Annotated in this window: 14 protein-coding genes; 1 reads left to right on the top strand and 13 read right to left on the bottom strand. The window is 75.3% G+C overall.

What is annotated here, in order from left to right; all coding sequences use genetic code 11:
- Positions 1-6 precede the first annotated feature (6 nt).
- The gene (locus ACZ402_RS09035; RefSeq protein WP_375823036.1) at positions 7-1,767 is read right to left on the bottom strand and encodes an alpha/beta hydrolase; all 1,761 of its coding nucleotides are present in this window, start codon (positions 1,765-1,767) and stop codon (positions 7-9) included.
- A gap of 194 nt (positions 1,768-1,961) precedes the next feature.
- Between ACZ402_RS09035 and ACZ402_RS09030 the strand changes: the two genes are divergently transcribed.
- Entirely contained in the window at positions 1,962-3,743 is a 1,782-nt protein-coding gene (locus ACZ402_RS09030; protein WP_375823035.1) for a hypothetical protein, read from the top strand.
- 49 nt (positions 3,744-3,792) lie between these two features.
- Here ACZ402_RS09030 and ACZ402_RS09025 read toward each other — a convergent pair whose 3' ends face one another.
- From ACZ402_RS09025 to ACZ402_RS08970, 12 genes are read right to left on the bottom strand one after another with little or no spacing between them, the layout of a single operon-like run.
- Entirely contained in the window at positions 3,793-4,998 is a 1,206-nt protein-coding gene (locus ACZ402_RS09025; protein WP_375823034.1) for an acetyl-CoA C-acyltransferase, read from the bottom strand.
- The gene (locus ACZ402_RS09020) at positions 4,995-6,146 is read right to left on the bottom strand and encodes an alpha/beta hydrolase (protein ID WP_375823033.1); all 1,152 of its coding nucleotides are present in this window, start codon (positions 6,144-6,146) and stop codon (positions 4,995-4,997) included. Before ACZ402_RS09020 ends, ACZ402_RS09025 begins: the two co-directional genes overlap by 4 nt.
- Positions 6,143-6,847 carry a CoA transferase subunit B gene (locus ACZ402_RS09015; protein ID WP_375823032.1) on the bottom strand — a complete coding sequence of 235 codons (705 nt, stop codon included), beginning with the start codon at positions 6,845-6,847 and terminating at the stop codon, positions 6,143-6,145. The genes ACZ402_RS09020 and ACZ402_RS09015 overlap by 4 nt, the downstream gene beginning before the upstream one ends.
- A gap of 3 nt (positions 6,848-6,850) precedes the next feature.
- Positions 6,851-7,735, bottom strand: a complete 885-nt coding sequence (locus tag ACZ402_RS09010; protein ID WP_375823031.1) for a CoA transferase subunit A — start codon at positions 7,733-7,735, stop codon at positions 6,851-6,853.
- Positions 7,732-8,835: an alpha/beta hydrolase gene (locus tag ACZ402_RS09005; RefSeq protein ID WP_375823030.1), complete on the bottom strand. Its 1,104-nt coding sequence runs from the start codon at positions 8,833-8,835 to the stop codon at positions 7,732-7,734. Before ACZ402_RS09005 ends, ACZ402_RS09010 begins: the two co-directional genes overlap by 4 nt.
- Positions 8,832-9,626: a 3-hydroxybutyrate dehydrogenase gene (locus tag ACZ402_RS09000; RefSeq protein ID WP_375823029.1), complete on the bottom strand. Its 795-nt coding sequence runs from the start codon at positions 9,624-9,626 to the stop codon at positions 8,832-8,834. The genes ACZ402_RS09005 and ACZ402_RS09000 overlap by 4 nt, the downstream gene beginning before the upstream one ends.
- Positions 9,623-10,321, bottom strand: coding sequence for a TetR/AcrR family transcriptional regulator (locus ACZ402_RS08995; protein WP_375823028.1), 699 nt, complete (start codon positions 10,319-10,321; stop codon positions 9,623-9,625). The genes ACZ402_RS09000 and ACZ402_RS08995 overlap by 4 nt, the downstream gene beginning before the upstream one ends.
- Complete coding sequence (locus tag ACZ402_RS08990) at positions 10,318-11,943, bottom strand: class I adenylate-forming enzyme family protein (protein WP_375823027.1); 1,626 nt, start codon at positions 11,941-11,943, stop codon at positions 10,318-10,320. The genes ACZ402_RS08995 and ACZ402_RS08990 overlap by 4 nt, the downstream gene beginning before the upstream one ends.
- Positions 11,940-13,097 carry a branched-chain amino acid ABC transporter permease gene (locus ACZ402_RS08985; protein ID WP_375823026.1) on the bottom strand — a complete coding sequence of 386 codons (1,158 nt, stop codon included), beginning with the start codon at positions 13,095-13,097 and terminating at the stop codon, positions 11,940-11,942. The genes ACZ402_RS08990 and ACZ402_RS08985 overlap by 4 nt, the downstream gene beginning before the upstream one ends.
- On the bottom strand, positions 13,094-13,969 hold the full coding sequence (locus ACZ402_RS08980; RefSeq protein WP_375823025.1) for a branched-chain amino acid ABC transporter permease: 876 nt from the start codon (positions 13,967-13,969) through the stop codon (positions 13,094-13,096). The genes ACZ402_RS08985 and ACZ402_RS08980 overlap by 4 nt, the downstream gene beginning before the upstream one ends.
- Entirely contained in the window at positions 13,966-14,745 is a 780-nt protein-coding gene (locus ACZ402_RS08975) for an ABC transporter ATP-binding protein (RefSeq protein WP_375823024.1), read from the bottom strand. Before ACZ402_RS08975 ends, ACZ402_RS08980 begins: the two co-directional genes overlap by 4 nt.
- Positions 14,742-15,518: an ABC transporter ATP-binding protein gene (locus ACZ402_RS08970; protein WP_375823023.1), complete on the bottom strand. Its 777-nt coding sequence runs from the start codon at positions 15,516-15,518 to the stop codon at positions 14,742-14,744. The genes ACZ402_RS08975 and ACZ402_RS08970 overlap by 4 nt, the downstream gene beginning before the upstream one ends.
- Position 15,519 lies beyond the last annotated feature (1 nt).

The raw sequence follows: 15,519 nt of genomic DNA, 5'->3' as shown, positions 1-15,519 counted from the left end.
CGGGCGTCAGCCGATCGAGCCGCCCTCGGTCGGCGCGTCCATCGCGGCCTTGAGGCGCGCGGTGTCGGCGTCCGACCAGCCGTCGGGGGCGTGCAGCGCGGCGAAGCCGTCGGCGTACTCCAGCTTGTAGACGTGGCCGTGGCCGGGCGGGATGTCCGACGCCGCGGCGACGAACAGGTCGCCCGTGAGCTGCCAGAACGTGACGAACGGGTACCACCGCACGTCGCCCAGGACGTCGGGGCCGCGCGGCTCGCGCAGCCAGTCGGGCTCGGACCACAGCGTCTCCGGGCCCCACCAGGTGACGCCGTCGGACGCGTGCTGCAGGTAGACGACGCGCGGCTCGTCCCACCGCGGGCCGGGGCCCCACAGGTCGGCCACCCCGGTCGCGACCGGGTCGCCCCACCGGACCTGCCGGCCGTCGTCGAGCACGGGCGCGTACTCGAGCGACCCGGGGTCGCGCGCGTCGGTGAGCTCGCGCCACATCGGCGTGAAGCCGGGCGTGCCGGTGAACATCGCGCCGTCGGAGCGCGCCTCGACGTCCTGCACGCCGCTGAACGCGCCCTGCATGCCGAACGACCCGAGCGAGATGCCGAACGCGACCAGGCGCGGGCGGTCGTCCTCGGGGAGCTGCGACCACCGTGCGTACACCGCCTCGAACAGCGCCTTGCCGGCTGCGGGCGGGGTCGTGCGGTCGCCGACGAAGCTGATCCAGCTCGGGAGGTACGAGTACTGCATGCTCGCGATCGCGGTGTCGCCGCCGTGCATGAGCTCGAGCGCCTCGACCATGCCGGGGTCCACCCAGCCGGTCCCGGTGGTCGTCGCGACGACGAGGACCGACCGGTCCCAGGCGTCGGTGCGGTCGAGCTCGTCGACGACGCGCGCCGCCGTGGCGTCGAGGTCGCCGTCGGGGTCGAGGCCCGCGTAGGCGTGGATCGGCTCGCGCACGTCCGCGGGGTCGACGACGTCGCCCGCCTGGGCGAACGCGGTCAGCTCGTCGAGCGTCGGCCCGGACACGACGAACTTGCGGCCCTCCGCGCCCAGCGAGTCCCACGTCTCGGGGGACGCCGCCGACCCGGACCGCTCGGGCTGGGCCGGGGGCGTCAGGCGGGGGTCGACGTCGGCGTTCGCGGCCGAGTAGATCGAGTTGAGCGCGCTCATCGCGCCCGACCAGACGACGCCGTTGAACACGAGCACCACGACGACCGCGACCGCCACGCCGCTCACGAACCGCGCGACCGGGGCGGGCACGACCCGGCCGACGAGCCGCGCGACCCAGCGCGCGACGCGGCGCAGCCCTCGCCCGGTCTGGAGCACGAGCAGCGCGACGACGAGCGCCAGCGCGAGCGTGGCGACCTCGCGCCCCGGGACGTCCTCGGACATGCCGAACAGGTGCCGCAGCTCGATCTGGCGGCGGGCGCCGAGGATCAGGGAGAGCGGGACGAGCACGACGGTCGCCCCGGCGAGCACCCACCACGCGACCCGTCTCGCGCGCGCCGTCCACCGCAGGCGCAGCCCGACCTTGAGCGCGAACCACTCGACGAACGCCCCGACGCCGTACCCGCCGACCGCGCTGACGCCCGAGATCACGGCCTGGTAGTACCAGGCCCGGGGGATGAGGGAGGGCGTGAACGACAGGCAGAACCAGAGCAGCGCGAGCACCAGCCCGGTCGCCGAGAACCGCCGCAGCCACCGTCCCCACGCTCCGTGCCGCGCGGGCTCCTCGTCGACGGTCTCGGGGGCACGGGTCTCCGTCACGGTGGGCTGCACGTCGCGAGCGTAGGCGAGGCGCTCCACGCCGTCCTGTCGAACCGCGCCGCTCCCGCGGCTCGGTCGGCGGAGGGCGGGTCCACGATGTGAACCCCGGGCGCCCGGACCCGCGGACCGCGCCAGTCTTTCCGCAGCACCTCGCCGGTCGCCCGGCCCGAGGGTGCGGCTGCCACACGAACCAGGGGGGAACCGTCGTGCGCGAGGGGATCAAGCAGTCAGGCCGCGGAGCGGTGCGAGCGCTCCGGAGCGCGCTCCTGGCGGGGGTGGTGCTCCTGCTGTCCGCCTGCGGCGCGGTCATCAGCACGACGCTGACCGTGAACGAGGACGGCTCGGGGGTCCGGACCATCACCGCGACCCTCTCCGCGAGCGACATCGCGGACCACGTCACGGGCGGCGTCGCCGCGATCGAGGGCGCGATCACGGCGTCCCTGCCGAGCGCGATGACCTACGAAGGGCGCACGGAAGGGCCGGAGGGCGAGTCGGTCTTCACCTTCACCGTGCCGTTCGAGGACCCTGAGGACTACCAGGAGAAGGTGGTGTCGATCCTCGGCGCCGGCGGGGTCGTCGACCTCGACGCCGGGACGCGGATCGTCCTGGCCGACAGCGTGTTTCGCCAGGGGCTGGAGGTGGAGGAGAACTTCACGTCGCAGGACCTGCTCGCCTGGCTCGTGAACTCGCTCGTCGAGACGGGGGCCGTGCCCGCGGACTCGAGCTCGAACGCCTCGGAGATCGGGACGACCGCGGTGACGGTGGGCGGCGTCGCGTTCGAGACGACGGCGGCCATCGACTTCACGTCCATGAAGGACTTCGGCGTCCGCGGCCTGAGCGTCGAGACCCGGGGGCTCGAGGGCGAGAGCTTCGTCCGCTCGATCAGCTACGACCTCGCCCGGGAGGCGTACAGCCGTTCGCCGGAGGGCTACGACGCCTTCTTCGACGCGGCGACGCCCGAGGGCGGCGAGCTCACCGAACCGGGCGCGGCCGGGACCACCTGGGTCGTGACGTTCCCGGAGGGGACGAGCGCCGACGTCGCCGCGTGGACCGACGTCGCGCTCGCGTCCTCGACGACGGAGTTCGGGGTCGAGCACGCCGTCTCCCGGGACCAGGCGGGAGTGCTGACCACGACCGTCGTCGACGCGGTCGACTGCTCCGCGATCTGCGCCGAGGACGTCTTCGCGACCAGCCACCTCGTCACCCCCGCCGGCTGGTCGTCCAGCACCCTGTACGCCGGGGAGCCGGGGGACGGCGGCGACCGCTGGGACGCGTCCGGGGTCGCAGGGCCGGTCGTCTTCGAGCACGCGGTCCCGTTCGAGTCCGTCGTCGTCGAGGCGAGCCTGCCCGAGTCCGGTGACGGCACCGTCATCGTCGCGCTGACCCTGACGGCCGAGCACCACGCAGCGGTGGGGGAGCAGCTCGTCGAGGCGCTCCGCCCGACCTCGACCTACGGGACCCTCGCGGTGGACGAGGCGGACGACGTCGTCACGTATCGCGTCGAGCTCACCGGCGACACCGCGACGGGCGAGCTCGACGCCGCGCTCGCCGACTACCTTCCCGGCTCTCGGCTCGCCGTGTACCCGCTGCCCGGCGGCGCGTTCACCCGGTCCTACGGCGCGGACCTCGACCTGGTGCTCCGCCCGGAGTGGACGCAGGGCGGGCCGGCCGCGGCCCCGACCTACGTCGTGACGCTGCCGGGAGTCGACATCGACGGCACGTCGGTGCTCCCGCAGGGGAGCCAGGTCGAGGGCGGGACCGTCTCGGCGTCGCCGGGCGCCGAGCCCGCGACGTTCGGTCTCCAGGGCACCGGCCCCAAGGTGGCCGCGCTCGTCGTGGTGATCGGTGTCGGGCTGGTCGTCCTCGCCGGGCTCGCCGGTGGCGCGTGGTGGTTCCTCCGGCGGCGGCGACCGGTGCCGGACCCCGACACGCAGGTGCTGCCGGCGGTCCCGCCGCCGCCGCCGGCGCCGCCGCGCGTCGGCGGGTAGCCCGCCCGGCCCGCCCGGCCCGCCGGGTCGGGCCGGCCGGGCCGGCGGCTCACGCCTCCAGCAGCAGCGCCTCTCCCTGGCCGCCCCCGCCGCACAGCCCGACGGCGACGCGCCCGCCGCCGCGTCGCGCGAGCTCGTGCGCCGCGTGGACGGCGAGGCGGGCGCCGGAGGCGCCGATGGGGTGGCCGAGCGAGATGCCGCCGCCGTGCACGTTGACGACGTCCGGCGAGACCCCGAGCACGCGCGTGGAGACCGCGACGACCGTCGCGAACGCCTCGTTGATCTCGACGAGGTCGAGGTCGTCGACCGTCCACCCGGCGCGGTCGAGCGCCTGCCGGATCGCGCGCGCGGGCTGGGAGTGCAGCGACGTGTCCGGACCGGCGACCTGCCCCCACGCCCGCACCGTCGCCAGCACGGGCGCGCCCGCGGACTCGGCCCGGGCGCGCGTCGTGAGGACGAGCGCGGCGGCGCCGTCGGAGATCTGCGACGCGTTGCCCGCGGTGATGGTGCCCTCGGGGTCGAACGCGGGCCGCAGGCGGGCGAGACCCTCGGCGGTGGTGTCGGGGCGCACGCCCTCGTCGTCGCGCACCTCGACGGGCTCGCCCCGGCGCTGCGGGACGCTCACGGGTGCGAGCTCGGCGTCGAACAGGCCGTCCTTGGCCGCGGCCGCGGCGCGCTGGTGCGAGGCCGCCGCGACGGCGTCCTGCACCTCGCGCGACACGAACACGTCGCCCACGTTCGTGCGCTCGGTCGAGACGCCCATGGAGGCGCGGTCGAACGCGTCGGTGAGCCCGTCGCGCGCGACGGCGTCGACGAGCGTCGCGTCGCCGAACGCGAACCCGGCGCGCGAGCCGGGGAGCAGGTGCGGCGCGTTGGTCATGGACTCCTGGCCGCCGACGAGCACGACCTCGGCCTCGCCGGAGCGGATCATCCGCGTGCCGTCGATGACGGCGGTGAGCCCGGAGAGGCACACCTTGTTCACCGTCACGGCGGGCACGTCCCAGCCCACGCCCGCGGCGGCCGCCGTCTGGCGCGCGGGGTTCTGGCCCGCCCCGGCCTGGAGCACCTGGCCGAACACCACGGCGTCGACCGCCTCCGCGCCGAGCCCTGAGCGCTCGATCGCGGCGCGCGCGGCGACGGCACCGAGCTCGACCGCGGTCAGCGCGGTGAGCGAGCCCTTGAGCCGGCCCTGCGGCGTGCGGGCGGCGGCGACGACCACGACGTCGTCAGGGGAGTGGGTGGTGGTGGTGCTCACGGCTGGACCTCCAGGGGTGCGGACGGCGGTGTCTGCGCGGGCGCCGGGGGTGTGGCGCCCGCTCGTGCGGTGGTCGTGCCGGCGACGGCGTCGTCCACGAGCCCGAGCAGGAGCCCGAGGAACACGTCCGGCTCCTCGAGGTGGGGGCTGTGCCCGACGCCGGGCCGCACCTCTTCACGGTACCGCCCGCCCGCGGCCGCGTAGGCGTCGAGGACGGCGCGCGTCTGGGCGACCATCGGCTGCGGCGGGTGCGTCTCGGCGCCCGGCCAGCCGGGTACGGCGCCGAGCGCCCCGAGCTGCGCGAGGTCGAACAGCGACGCGTCCGAGACGATCGCGTCGGCGTCGCCGCGCACCCACAGCACGGGCGCCGTCGCACCGGACGTCGCGAAGCCCGACAGGTCGCAGTACCGCGCGCTGATCGCGTTGTTCATGCCGCGCGTCCCGGGCGCCACGCCGGGCCACGTGCCCGACGACGTCTGGTCGCCCGGGTAGTTGTCGTCGCCCGTGCGCGTGGACAGCACGGAGTCGAGCAGGAGCTCCTCCAGGTCGCCGAGCGGCTCGCCGAGCGAGGCGGGGTCGGCGACGTAGAACCGGCGCAGCACGTCGCGGGGCGACCCGGCGTCCTCGCTGCGGTCGCCGGCGGCGAGCGCTGCGACGAACGCCGGGTTCGCCGTCCCGCCGCCCGAGCCCGCGAAGTCGGGGGAGAGCGGCGTGCCGTCCACGTCGCGCGTGCCGCCGAACCCGTACGGCGACATGGGCGCCTCGAGGAGCACCGCGTCGAAGAGGTCGGGTCGGTCCGTCGCGAGCTGGAGCACGACCCCCGCCCCGGCCGAGTGCGCCACCGCGACGAGCGGGGGTGCGAGGTCGAGCGCGTCGACGACGGCGGCGACGTCGTCGGCGAAGTCCCGCACGCCGCGCGTCGCGTCGACGGGCCGGACCTCGGCGTCGCCGTACCCGCGCAGGTCGACGGCGACGCCGCGCACGTCGGCGGGCAGCGCGCGCAGCAGCGGGTCGAAGAACGCCGACGACGAGCAGTTGCCGTGCACGAGCAGGACCGTCGCGCGCGCCGCACCCTCGGCGGCGACCTCGCGCACGTGCTCGCGACCGCGCGGGGTCGTGACGTCGCGGCGCAGCACGTCGCGCGTCACGACGGCGTCCCCGCGGCGTGCGTGGACGGTCCCGGGCCGGCGTCGGCGACGTCGAGCGGGGCGTCGTCGAGCGCGACGGCGAGGTCGGGCTCCGTGGCCGCGCGGACGTCGTCGACGCTCACGCCCGGCGCGGTCTCGCGCAGCACGAGGCCGCCCGGCGTCACGTCGATCACCGCGAGGTCGGTGATGATTCGGTGCACGACCCCGCGCCCGGTGAGGGGCAGCGAGCACGAGCGCAGGATCTTGGGCGACCCGTCGCGCGCGACGTGCTCCATGAGGACGATCACGCGGCCCGCCCCGTGCACGAGGTCCATCGCGCCGCCGGGGCCCTTGACCATCTTGCCGGGGATCATCCAGTTGGCGAGGTCGCCCGTCTCGGAGACCTGCATCCCACCGAGGATGGCGGCGTCGATCTTGCCGCCGCGGATCATGCCGAAGCTCAGCGCGGAGTCGAAGAACGCGGCGCCCGGGAGGACGGTGACGGTCTCCTTGCCGGCGTTGATGAGGTCGGGGTCGACGGCGTCCTCGGTCGGGTACGGCCCGACGCCGAGGATCCCGTTCTCCGACTGGAGCACGAGGTGCCGGTCGGCCGGGACGTAGTTGGGCACGAGCGTCGGCAGGCCGATGCCGAGGTTGACGTACCAGCCGTCCTGGAGCTCGCGCGCGGCGCGCGCGGCCATCTCGTCGCGGGTGAGCGCCATGCGTCAGCCCTCCTTCACGCTGGTCGCGGTACCCGACGTCGTGCGCGCGGGCTGGTCGGTCTCTGCGGCAGGGCGCACGGTGCGGCGCTCGATGCGCTTGGGCGCGTCGGGGCCGACCTCGACGACGCGGTGGACGAACACCCCGGGCAGGTGGACCTCGTCGGGGTCGATCTCGCCGGGCTCGACGAGCTCCTCGACCTGCGCGACGCACACGCGGCCCGCCATCGCGGCGAGCGGGGAGAAGTTGCGCGCCGAGCGGTGGAACACGAGGTTGCCGTGGCGGTCGCCGCGCAACGCGTGCACGAGCGCGTAGTCCGTCGTGATCGCGTCCTCCAGGACGAACTCGGCCTCGTCGGCGTGCGACCCGTCGCGGCCGCGCGGCCCGACGCCGAACGTGCGCACCTCCTTGGGCGCGCTGGCCTGCGCGACGCCGCCCGCGCCGTCGTACCGCTGGGGGAGGCCGCCCTCGGCGACCTGCGTGCCGACGCCCGTGCGGGTCCAGAACCCGGCGATGCCCGCGCCGCCGGCGCGCAGCTTCTCCGCGAGCGTGCCCTGCGGCGTGAGCTCCAGCTCGAGCTCGCCCGAGAGGAACTGCCGCTCGAACTCCTTGTTCTCCCCGACGTACGAGCTCGTCATCTTCCGGATGCGGCCCGCCCCGAGGAGGATGCCGAGACCCCAGTCGTCGACGCCGCAGTTGTTGCTCACGACCCACAGGTCGCGCGTGCCCTGGGCGAGCAGCGCCTCGATGAGCGCGATCGGGTTGCCGCACAGGCCGAACCCGCCGACGGCGAGCGACGCGCCGTCGGGCACGTCCGCGACGGCCTCGGCCGCCGACGCGACCACCTTGTCCAGCCCGGTCCCTCGTGGGGACGTGATCGTGGGGCTCATGCCGTGACCTCCTCGTCACTCGCCGGTCCTGGTCCGCCGCTCGTGACGGAGGCCAGGGCCCGCAGGGTCTCGCCCGCGACGGCCTCGACGCCGGGCGGGCTCATGATGATCGTGTAGTGATTGATACCCGCTACGTCGCGGGTGCGCAGCCCCGGCAGTCGCGCGCGCCACGCGGCGAGGTGCTCGGGGGAGTACAGGGCCTCGGGCTCGTCGAGCAGGCCGCGCGGCGCGCGCAGGAGCACGAGCGGGACGTCGAGCGGGTGGTCGCCCGTGAGCGCGTCGGCGAGCGGGCCGCCCTCGTAGAGCTCGAGCGAGTCGGCCGAGACCGCCGTCCCCGACGACGCCGGGCGCAGCACGGGCGGTTCGCCGACGAGGTCGTAGTCGACGTAGCCCGCGACGACGTCGCCCCACGGCTCGTCCCACGCGCTCGCGAACGCGGGGTGCGCGCGCCAGAAGCCGCGGTACTCCTCGCGGTCGGCGAAGGTCCGCTCCAACCGCTCGACGGCGGGGCCGAGCAGGGCGCGCAGGACCTCGTCGTGACCGGCGTCCGCGGGCAGGCCCGCGGGCGGCGGGAGCGGGATGCCGCCGTCGACGAGCACGAGCCGGGAGACGCGGCCGAGGTGGCGGTGCGCGAGCACGACCGACACGAACGCGCCCATCGAGTGCCCGAGCGCGACCACGCTCTCGATCGCCAGCGCGTCGAGCACCGCCGCGAGGTCGTCGGCGTGCGCGCCCATGCCGTACGGGCCGGGCAGGGTGTTGCTGCGACCGCGTCCTCGCAGGTCCGGCGCGACGACGCGCACGCCCGGCAGCGCGGCCACGACCGCGGGCCAGGCGCGGTGCGACGCCGTGATGCCGTGCACGGCGAGGACGGTCGGGACCGTGGGACGCTCGCCGCCGTCGGCCGGGTCGTCCGCCGCGGCGTCGTCGGAGGCCACCGGGTCCCACACCCCGACGCGCAGGCGGCCGCCCGCGACGGGCACGTCGAGTGTCGCGTAGGTGTGGGTCGCCGCGGTGACGTCGTGCGACGCGCGCGCGGGGTCCGTCGTCGGGCGGGCGGCCGTGCCCGTGGTCGCTCCCGCGGTCGCTCCCGGGGTCATCGCGCGCTCCAGCCGCCGTCGATCGTCCACGAGGCGCCCGAGACCATCGACGCGTCGGGGCCGGTGAGCCAGCCGACGAGCGACGCGACCTCCTCGGGCTCGACGAGCCGCTTGACCGCGGACTCGGCGAGGAGCACGGTCGCGAGCACCTCGGACTCGGGGATGCCGTGCACGCGCGCCTGGTCGGCGATCTGCTTCTCGACGAGCGGCGTGCGCACGTACCCCGGGTTGACGCACACGCTCGTCACGCCGTGCGGGCCGCCCTCGAGCGCGGTCACCTTGGACAGCCCCTCCAGGCCGTGCTTCGCGGACACGTACGCCGACTTGAACGGCGACGCGACGAGGCCGTGCACGGACGAGACGTTGACGACACGGCCGAACCCGCGCGCGTACATCCCCGGGAGCGCGGCCCGGACCAGCAGGAACGGCGCCTCGAGCATGATCGCGTGCAGCAGGCGGAAGTCGTCGGGGCGGAAGTCCTCGATGGGGCTCACGCGCTGCACGCCCGCGTTGTTGACGAGGACGTCGACGTCCAGCGTGAGGTCGTCGAGCGCGCGCGTGTCGGCGAGGTCGACGACCCACGCCTCGCCGCCGAGCTCGTCCGCGAGGCGCTGCGCGCCGTCGGGGTCGACGTCGGCGATCGTGACGTGCGCGCCGCGACCGGCGAGCTCGCGCGCGCACGCCGCACCGATGCCGCTCGCGCCGCCCGTGACGAGCGCGCGGCGCCCGGCGAGCGTGGGGGCGCCGGACCCGGCGGGGATGCCTGCGGGGACGGTGGCGGCGGCGGTCATCGCGCGTCTCCTTCGGTGTCGGTCGTGGTGGCGGGTCCGGTCCCGGCCGGTGGGGCGGCCCGCGGGGCTGCGAGCGCGCGCTCGATGAACTGCATGGTCTGCTCGAAGACGTGCGGGGGGACCTCGGCGGCCGCGGTGTCGTACGACGGCGGCTCCGCGCCCTCGTCCCAGCGCCCGCCCCACAGCACCCAGCGCATCCCGACGATCTCGCCGATGCCCATGAGCGCCCAGGCGGCGACCTCCGGGTCGACGTCGTGGCCGACCTCGCCGTTCGCGCGCGCCTTGTCGAGCCCGGTCATGTAGCCCTCGACGATGCGCGCGTAGTGGCGGCGCAGTGCCCCGGGCGACACGAACTCGGCCTGCCGCACGATCCGGTAGAGCGCCGGGTGCTCGGCGGTGAAGCGGAAGAACGCCTCGAAGCCCGCACGCTCGGCGGCCAGGCGCGTCGTCGCCTGCGAGCTCGCCTCGATCATCGCGTGCCGCACGCGGCGGTTGAGGTCGTCGACGAGCTCGTCGAACACGTCGATCTTCGACTCGAAGTACAGGTAGAACGTGCCCTGCCCGACGCCCGCGGACTCGGTGATCTTCACGATCGACGCGTCGTGGTACCCGACCTGGGCGAACACCTGCTCGGCCGCGGCGAGGATCTTGGCCCGCGTGCGGTTGCCGCGGGCGGTGCGGGGCTGGGTGCTCATGAGTCCTCCGGGACGGTCACGCGCTCGGCGAGCGAGCGGCGCGACACCTTGTGCAGCGACGTGCGGGGCAGGGACGGGACGAGGTCGAAGCGGCGCGGGACCTTGAAGTGCGCGAGCTCGCGGCGGCAGAACGCCTCCAGCTCCTCGGCGTCGGTGGGGTGGCCCTGGCGCGGGACGACGAACGCCGCGCCGACCTCGCCCCACCGGTCGTCGGGCACGCCCACCACCGCGACGTCCGCGACGCCGGGGTGCCGCCGGAGCACGGCCTCCACCTCGGACGGCGTGACGTTCTCGCCTCCGACGATGAAGACGTCCTTGATCCGGTCCACCACGCGGTAGTACCCGTCGGCGTCGCGCTCGACGAGGTCGCCGGTGCGCAGCCAGCCGTCGTGCAGGACGGCGGCCGTCGCGGCCTCGTCGCGGAAGTACCCGGCGAACACCCCGGGTCCGCGGACCAGCAGCTCGCCGGACGCCGGTCCGTCGAGGTGCTGGCCGGTCACCGGGTCGGCGACGGCGACCTCGACGTGCGGGTACGGCGTCCCGGCCGACCCGATGCGTTCGCGCGCCTGGTCGTCCGGCAGGCACAGCACGTTGGGCCCGGCCTCGGTGAGCCCGTACCCCTGCGAGAGCGCGACGCCGCGCCGGTGCCACGAGCGCAGCAGGGGCTCGGGCATCGGCGCGCCGCCCACGACGGCGTGCCGCAGCGACGACAGGTCGGCGCCCGCGAAGCCGGGGTGCTCCGCGAGGAGCAGGTAGTTGGTCGGGACGCCCATCATCGTCGTGACGCGGCGCTCCGCGACGAGCTGCAGCACGCGCTCGGGCTCGAACGTCCGCTCCAGGACGACTGTCGCGCCGGTCCACCACGCGAGCAGCGGCTGGATGTTCCACCCGCCCGCGTGGAACTGCGGCAGGACGCTCAGCACGACGTCGTGGCTCGTCAGCTCGACCGTGCGCGAGAGCGAGAGGTTGGTCCAGAAGCAGTTCGCGTGCGTGAGCAGCGCGCCCTTGGGCGTGCCCTGCGTCCCGGACGTGAAGACGAGCAGGAGCGGGTCGTCGTCGCGCACGGCCCGGCGCTCGGGGGCGGGCGCCACCGCGGCCTGGCCTGCGCCGCCCGCGTCGCGTGCGCCGTCGGTCAGGCGCGGGCGGCGCGAGGGTGCGGGGACCTGCGCCTCGACGCCGCTGCGGCCGAGCTCGGTGCGCCGCGGCGGGAGGACGAGCCGGTCCAGCCGGTCGAACGCCGCGTCGGCCAGCGCGGAGAACTCCTGCTCCACGAGCACGAGCGCCGGGTCGGCCTGCTCGAGCTGCGCCGCGAGCTCGCCGGGCGACAGGCGCCACGACAGCGGCGCGAGCACCAGTCCCGCCTGCGCGCACGCGAAGAACAGCACGACCTGGTCGGCGCTGTTGCCCGTCACCGTGGCCACGCGGTCGCCGACGCCGTAGCCCGCCTCGCGGAACGCCGTCGCCAGGGCGCTTGCGCGCTCGTGCAGGTCGCGGTACCGCAGGGTCACGCCGCGGTCGTCGACCGCGACCCGCTCCGGCGTGGCGAGCGCGCGGTCGCGCGTCCAGCGCCCGAGGGTGTGCAGGCCGTCCTGCGCGCCGGGCCGGTGCTGCGTCGTCGTCATGCCACCTCCTCGAGGCGCTCGCGGGCTCCCTCCCGATCCTCCCGCGGGCGGCGGCGCGCGGCGAGGCGCGACGCGGCGCCGGCGATGCCGCCGGGCAGGAACATCACGACGAGGATGAACAGCGTCCCGAGCAGGAACAGCGGCTCGCTGAGCGGGACGCGCAGCACGGCCGGCAGGTCGGCCACGGCCGCGGAGCTCGCGAGCGTCCCGAGGCGCTGGTCGAGGATCGTGTAGAGCACGCCGCCGACGATCGCGCCCCACCGGGACCCGACGCCGCCGAGCACGACCATGACGAGCAGCGTGAGCGTGAAGTCGGCGGACGTCGCGCGCGGCACGGCGCCGGACTGGAGCAGCAGGTACGCCATGCCGACGACCGTCGCGAGCGTCGCCGCGAGCACGAACACGAGGAGCTTGACGAGGTACGGCCGCCCGCCGACGACGCGCACGCGCATCTCGTTCTCGCGCGTCGCCGCCGCGACGTGCCCGGCGCGCGAGCGCTCGACCCACAGCACCACGAGGTAGACCACGACGAGCACGGCGAGCGCGAGCCAGTAGAGGTTGCGCGTGTTGAGCACCCCGACGAAGGCGTCGGGCACGTTGGCGGTCGCGAGCGCGAGGCCCTCCTCGCCGCCCGTCGCGCCGCCGGGGTTGCGGCGCACGAGCACGTTGCCGGCCTGCGCGAACGCGAGCGTGACCATCGCGAAGGAGATGCCGGTGACGCGCAGCGAGATCGCGCCGACCACGTGCGCGAGGACGATCCCGCCGACGAGCACGAGCGCCGCGGCGGGCAGGAGCGGGATTCCGGTCGTGTCGAGCACGATCGCGAGCCCGTAGACGCCGGCCGCGAAGTACAGCGCGTGCCCGAAGCTGAGCAGCCCCGCGACGCCGAACAGCAGGTGGTAGCTCAGCGCGAGCGCGCCGATGAGCCAGCACAGCGCCATCATCTGCAGCGCGCCGGGCGTGTACGTCGGGCCGGGCAGGACGCCCGGCACGTGGATCGCGAGCAGCGGGAGGCACGCGAGCAGCGCGACGAGCGCGACGCCCGCGAGGGTGCGCACGAGCGTGCCCGACGGCGCCCGGCGGGCCGGGCGCTCGTCCGGGGGCGCGTCGTCGGCGCGGGCCGCTGGGGCCGGGGGAGCGGTCTGGGTGGTCATGCGGCTGCCTTCCCGAGGAGGCCGGTGGGACGGACGAGGAGCACGAGCGCGAGCAGCAGGACGACGATGAGGTCGCCGTAGCCGAGGTAGTAGTTCGCGAACTGCTGCAGGACCGCGACGAGCACGGACGCGACCGCGGCACCGGTCAGCGAGCCGAGCCCGCCGATGACGGTGACGATGAACGCGAAGATGAGCAGCGACCCGCCGAGGTGCGGCGAGACGTAGCCGAAGTACTGCGAGGCGAGGACGCCGCCGAGGCCCGCCGCGGCGCCGCCGAGGGCGAACACGAGCGTGAACGCCTTGCGCACGTCGATGCCGAGCGCCGTGACCATGGACCGGTTCTCGACGCCCGCGCGGATGACGAGCCCGTAGCGCGTGCGCTTGAGGAACAGCACGATGGCGCCGAGCACGAGCGCCGCGGCGGCGATCGCGACGAACCGGTCGTTGGGGATCGGCGCGCCCGCGAGGTCCGTCGTGCCCTTCAGCCACGCCGGCCCGGAGATGAACTCGGGGTCCGAGCCCCACATCCCCTCGAACAGCGCGACGGACGCGAGCGAGAGACCGACCGTCACGAGCACCTGCTCGATGTGCCGCTCGTAGAGCGGGCGGATGAGCAGCAGCTCGGTGAGCGCCGCGGCGCCCGCGCCGACGACCGCGCCCGCGAGGAGCGAGAGCGCGAACACGCCCCACGAGTCCGCGCCGAGCGAGCGCGCGACGAACCATCCGCCGAACGCGCCGAGCGTGAGGAACGAGCCGTGCGCGAAGTTGAGGACGCCCATGAGCCCGTAGATGAGGGACAGGCCGGACGCGACGAGGAAGTACAGCGCCCCGAGGCCGAGCCCCGTGACGAGGAGGAGGACGATCGTGCTCACCGGGCCACCGCCCCTTCGGTTCCGTGGTGGTCGACCTCGGCGTGCACGCCGAGGAGCTGCTGGACGCGGTCGGGGTCGTCGAGGAGCTCGCGCGCCGGGCCCGTGTGCACGACGCGGCCCGCGTCGATCACGACGACGCGCTCGGCGAGCCGCTCGATGACCTCGAGGTTCTGCTCGACGAGCAGGATCGGCACGGTGCGTGCCGCCTCCGCGAGCGCGTCGGCGACCTCGCCGACGATCCGCGGGGCGAGGCCCTTGGTCGGCTCGTCGACGAGGAGCAGGCGGTTGGCGTTGAGCAGGGCGCGCGCGAGCGACACCATCTGCTGCTGGCCACCCGAGAGCGTGCCGGCGCGCTGCGCCGCGCGCTGCACGAGGTCGGGGAACAGCTCGGCGACGAGCTCGCGCCGCGGGTGGGCGTCGCGCTCGGCGAGGCGCAGGTTCTCCGCGACCGTGAGCCCGGCGAACACCTCGCGGTCCTCGGGCACGTACCCGACGCCGCGGCGCACGATCTTGTCCGTGCGCTCGCCGTCGACGCGCGCGCCCGCGAGCAGCACCTCGCCCCGGCGCTCGATCAGGCCGAGCACGGCCTTGAGGGTCGACGTCTTGCCGACGCCGTTGCGGCCCAGCACCGCCGTGACGCCCGTGGCCGGGACGGAGAACGTCACGTCCTCGACGACCTGCTGGCCCGCGATGCGCGCGGACAGCCCGCGCACCTCGAGGACGGGCACGTCGCTCGCGGCCGCGGGGTGGGTGGTGCTCCCGCTGCTGGCGCTCATGCTGCCTCTCCTGCCGTGACGCCCAGGTAGGCGCTCTGCACCGTCGGGTCCGCCATGACGGCGTCGGGGGTGTCGCACGCGAGCACCTCGCCGTGGTGCATGACGGCGACCCGGTCGGCGAGCCCCAGGACGACGTCCATGTGGTGCTCGACCATGAGGACCGTGCAGCCCGTGGCGTGCAGGTCGCGGATGACCTCGACGAGCCCGGGCACGTCGGCCGAGGACACGCCCGCCATGGGCTCGTCGAGCAGCACGACCCGCGGCTCCGTCGCGAGGAGCACCGCGATCTCGAGCTTGCGCTTGTCGCCGTGGGAGAGGTCGCCCGCGGCGACGTCCGCTCGGCGCGCGAGCCCCACGGTCGCCAGGTGCCGGTCCGCCTCCCGCGTCGCGGCGTCGCCGCGGCGCGGGAAGCGCAGCACGGACAGGGCACCGCCGAGGCGCCCCTGCGCGGCGAGCCGCACGTTCTCCCGGACGCTCAGACGCGGGAACAGGCTCGACGTCTGGAACGTGCGACCCAGCCCGGCGCGGGCGCGTGCCGCCACCGAGGTGGTCGTCACGTCCGTGCCCTCGAGGAGCACCGACCCGCTCGTCGGGCGGTGGATGCCCGAGACCAGGTTGAAGAGCGTCGTCTTGCCCGCGCCGTTCGGCCCGATCACCCCGAGCATCTCGCCCTGCCCGACGGCGAGGCTCACGCCCTGGAGGATGCGCGCGCCGCCGATCTGGAGCCCGAGGTCGCGGACCTCGAGCGCGGGGAGGGTGTGCGGCTCGCCCACG

This window comes from Cellulosimicrobium sp. NPDC030954 (genome assembly GCF_055571305.1).
Note: the sequence above shows the minus strand (reverse complement) of the source record. Positions and strands in the feature narration are given on the sequence as shown.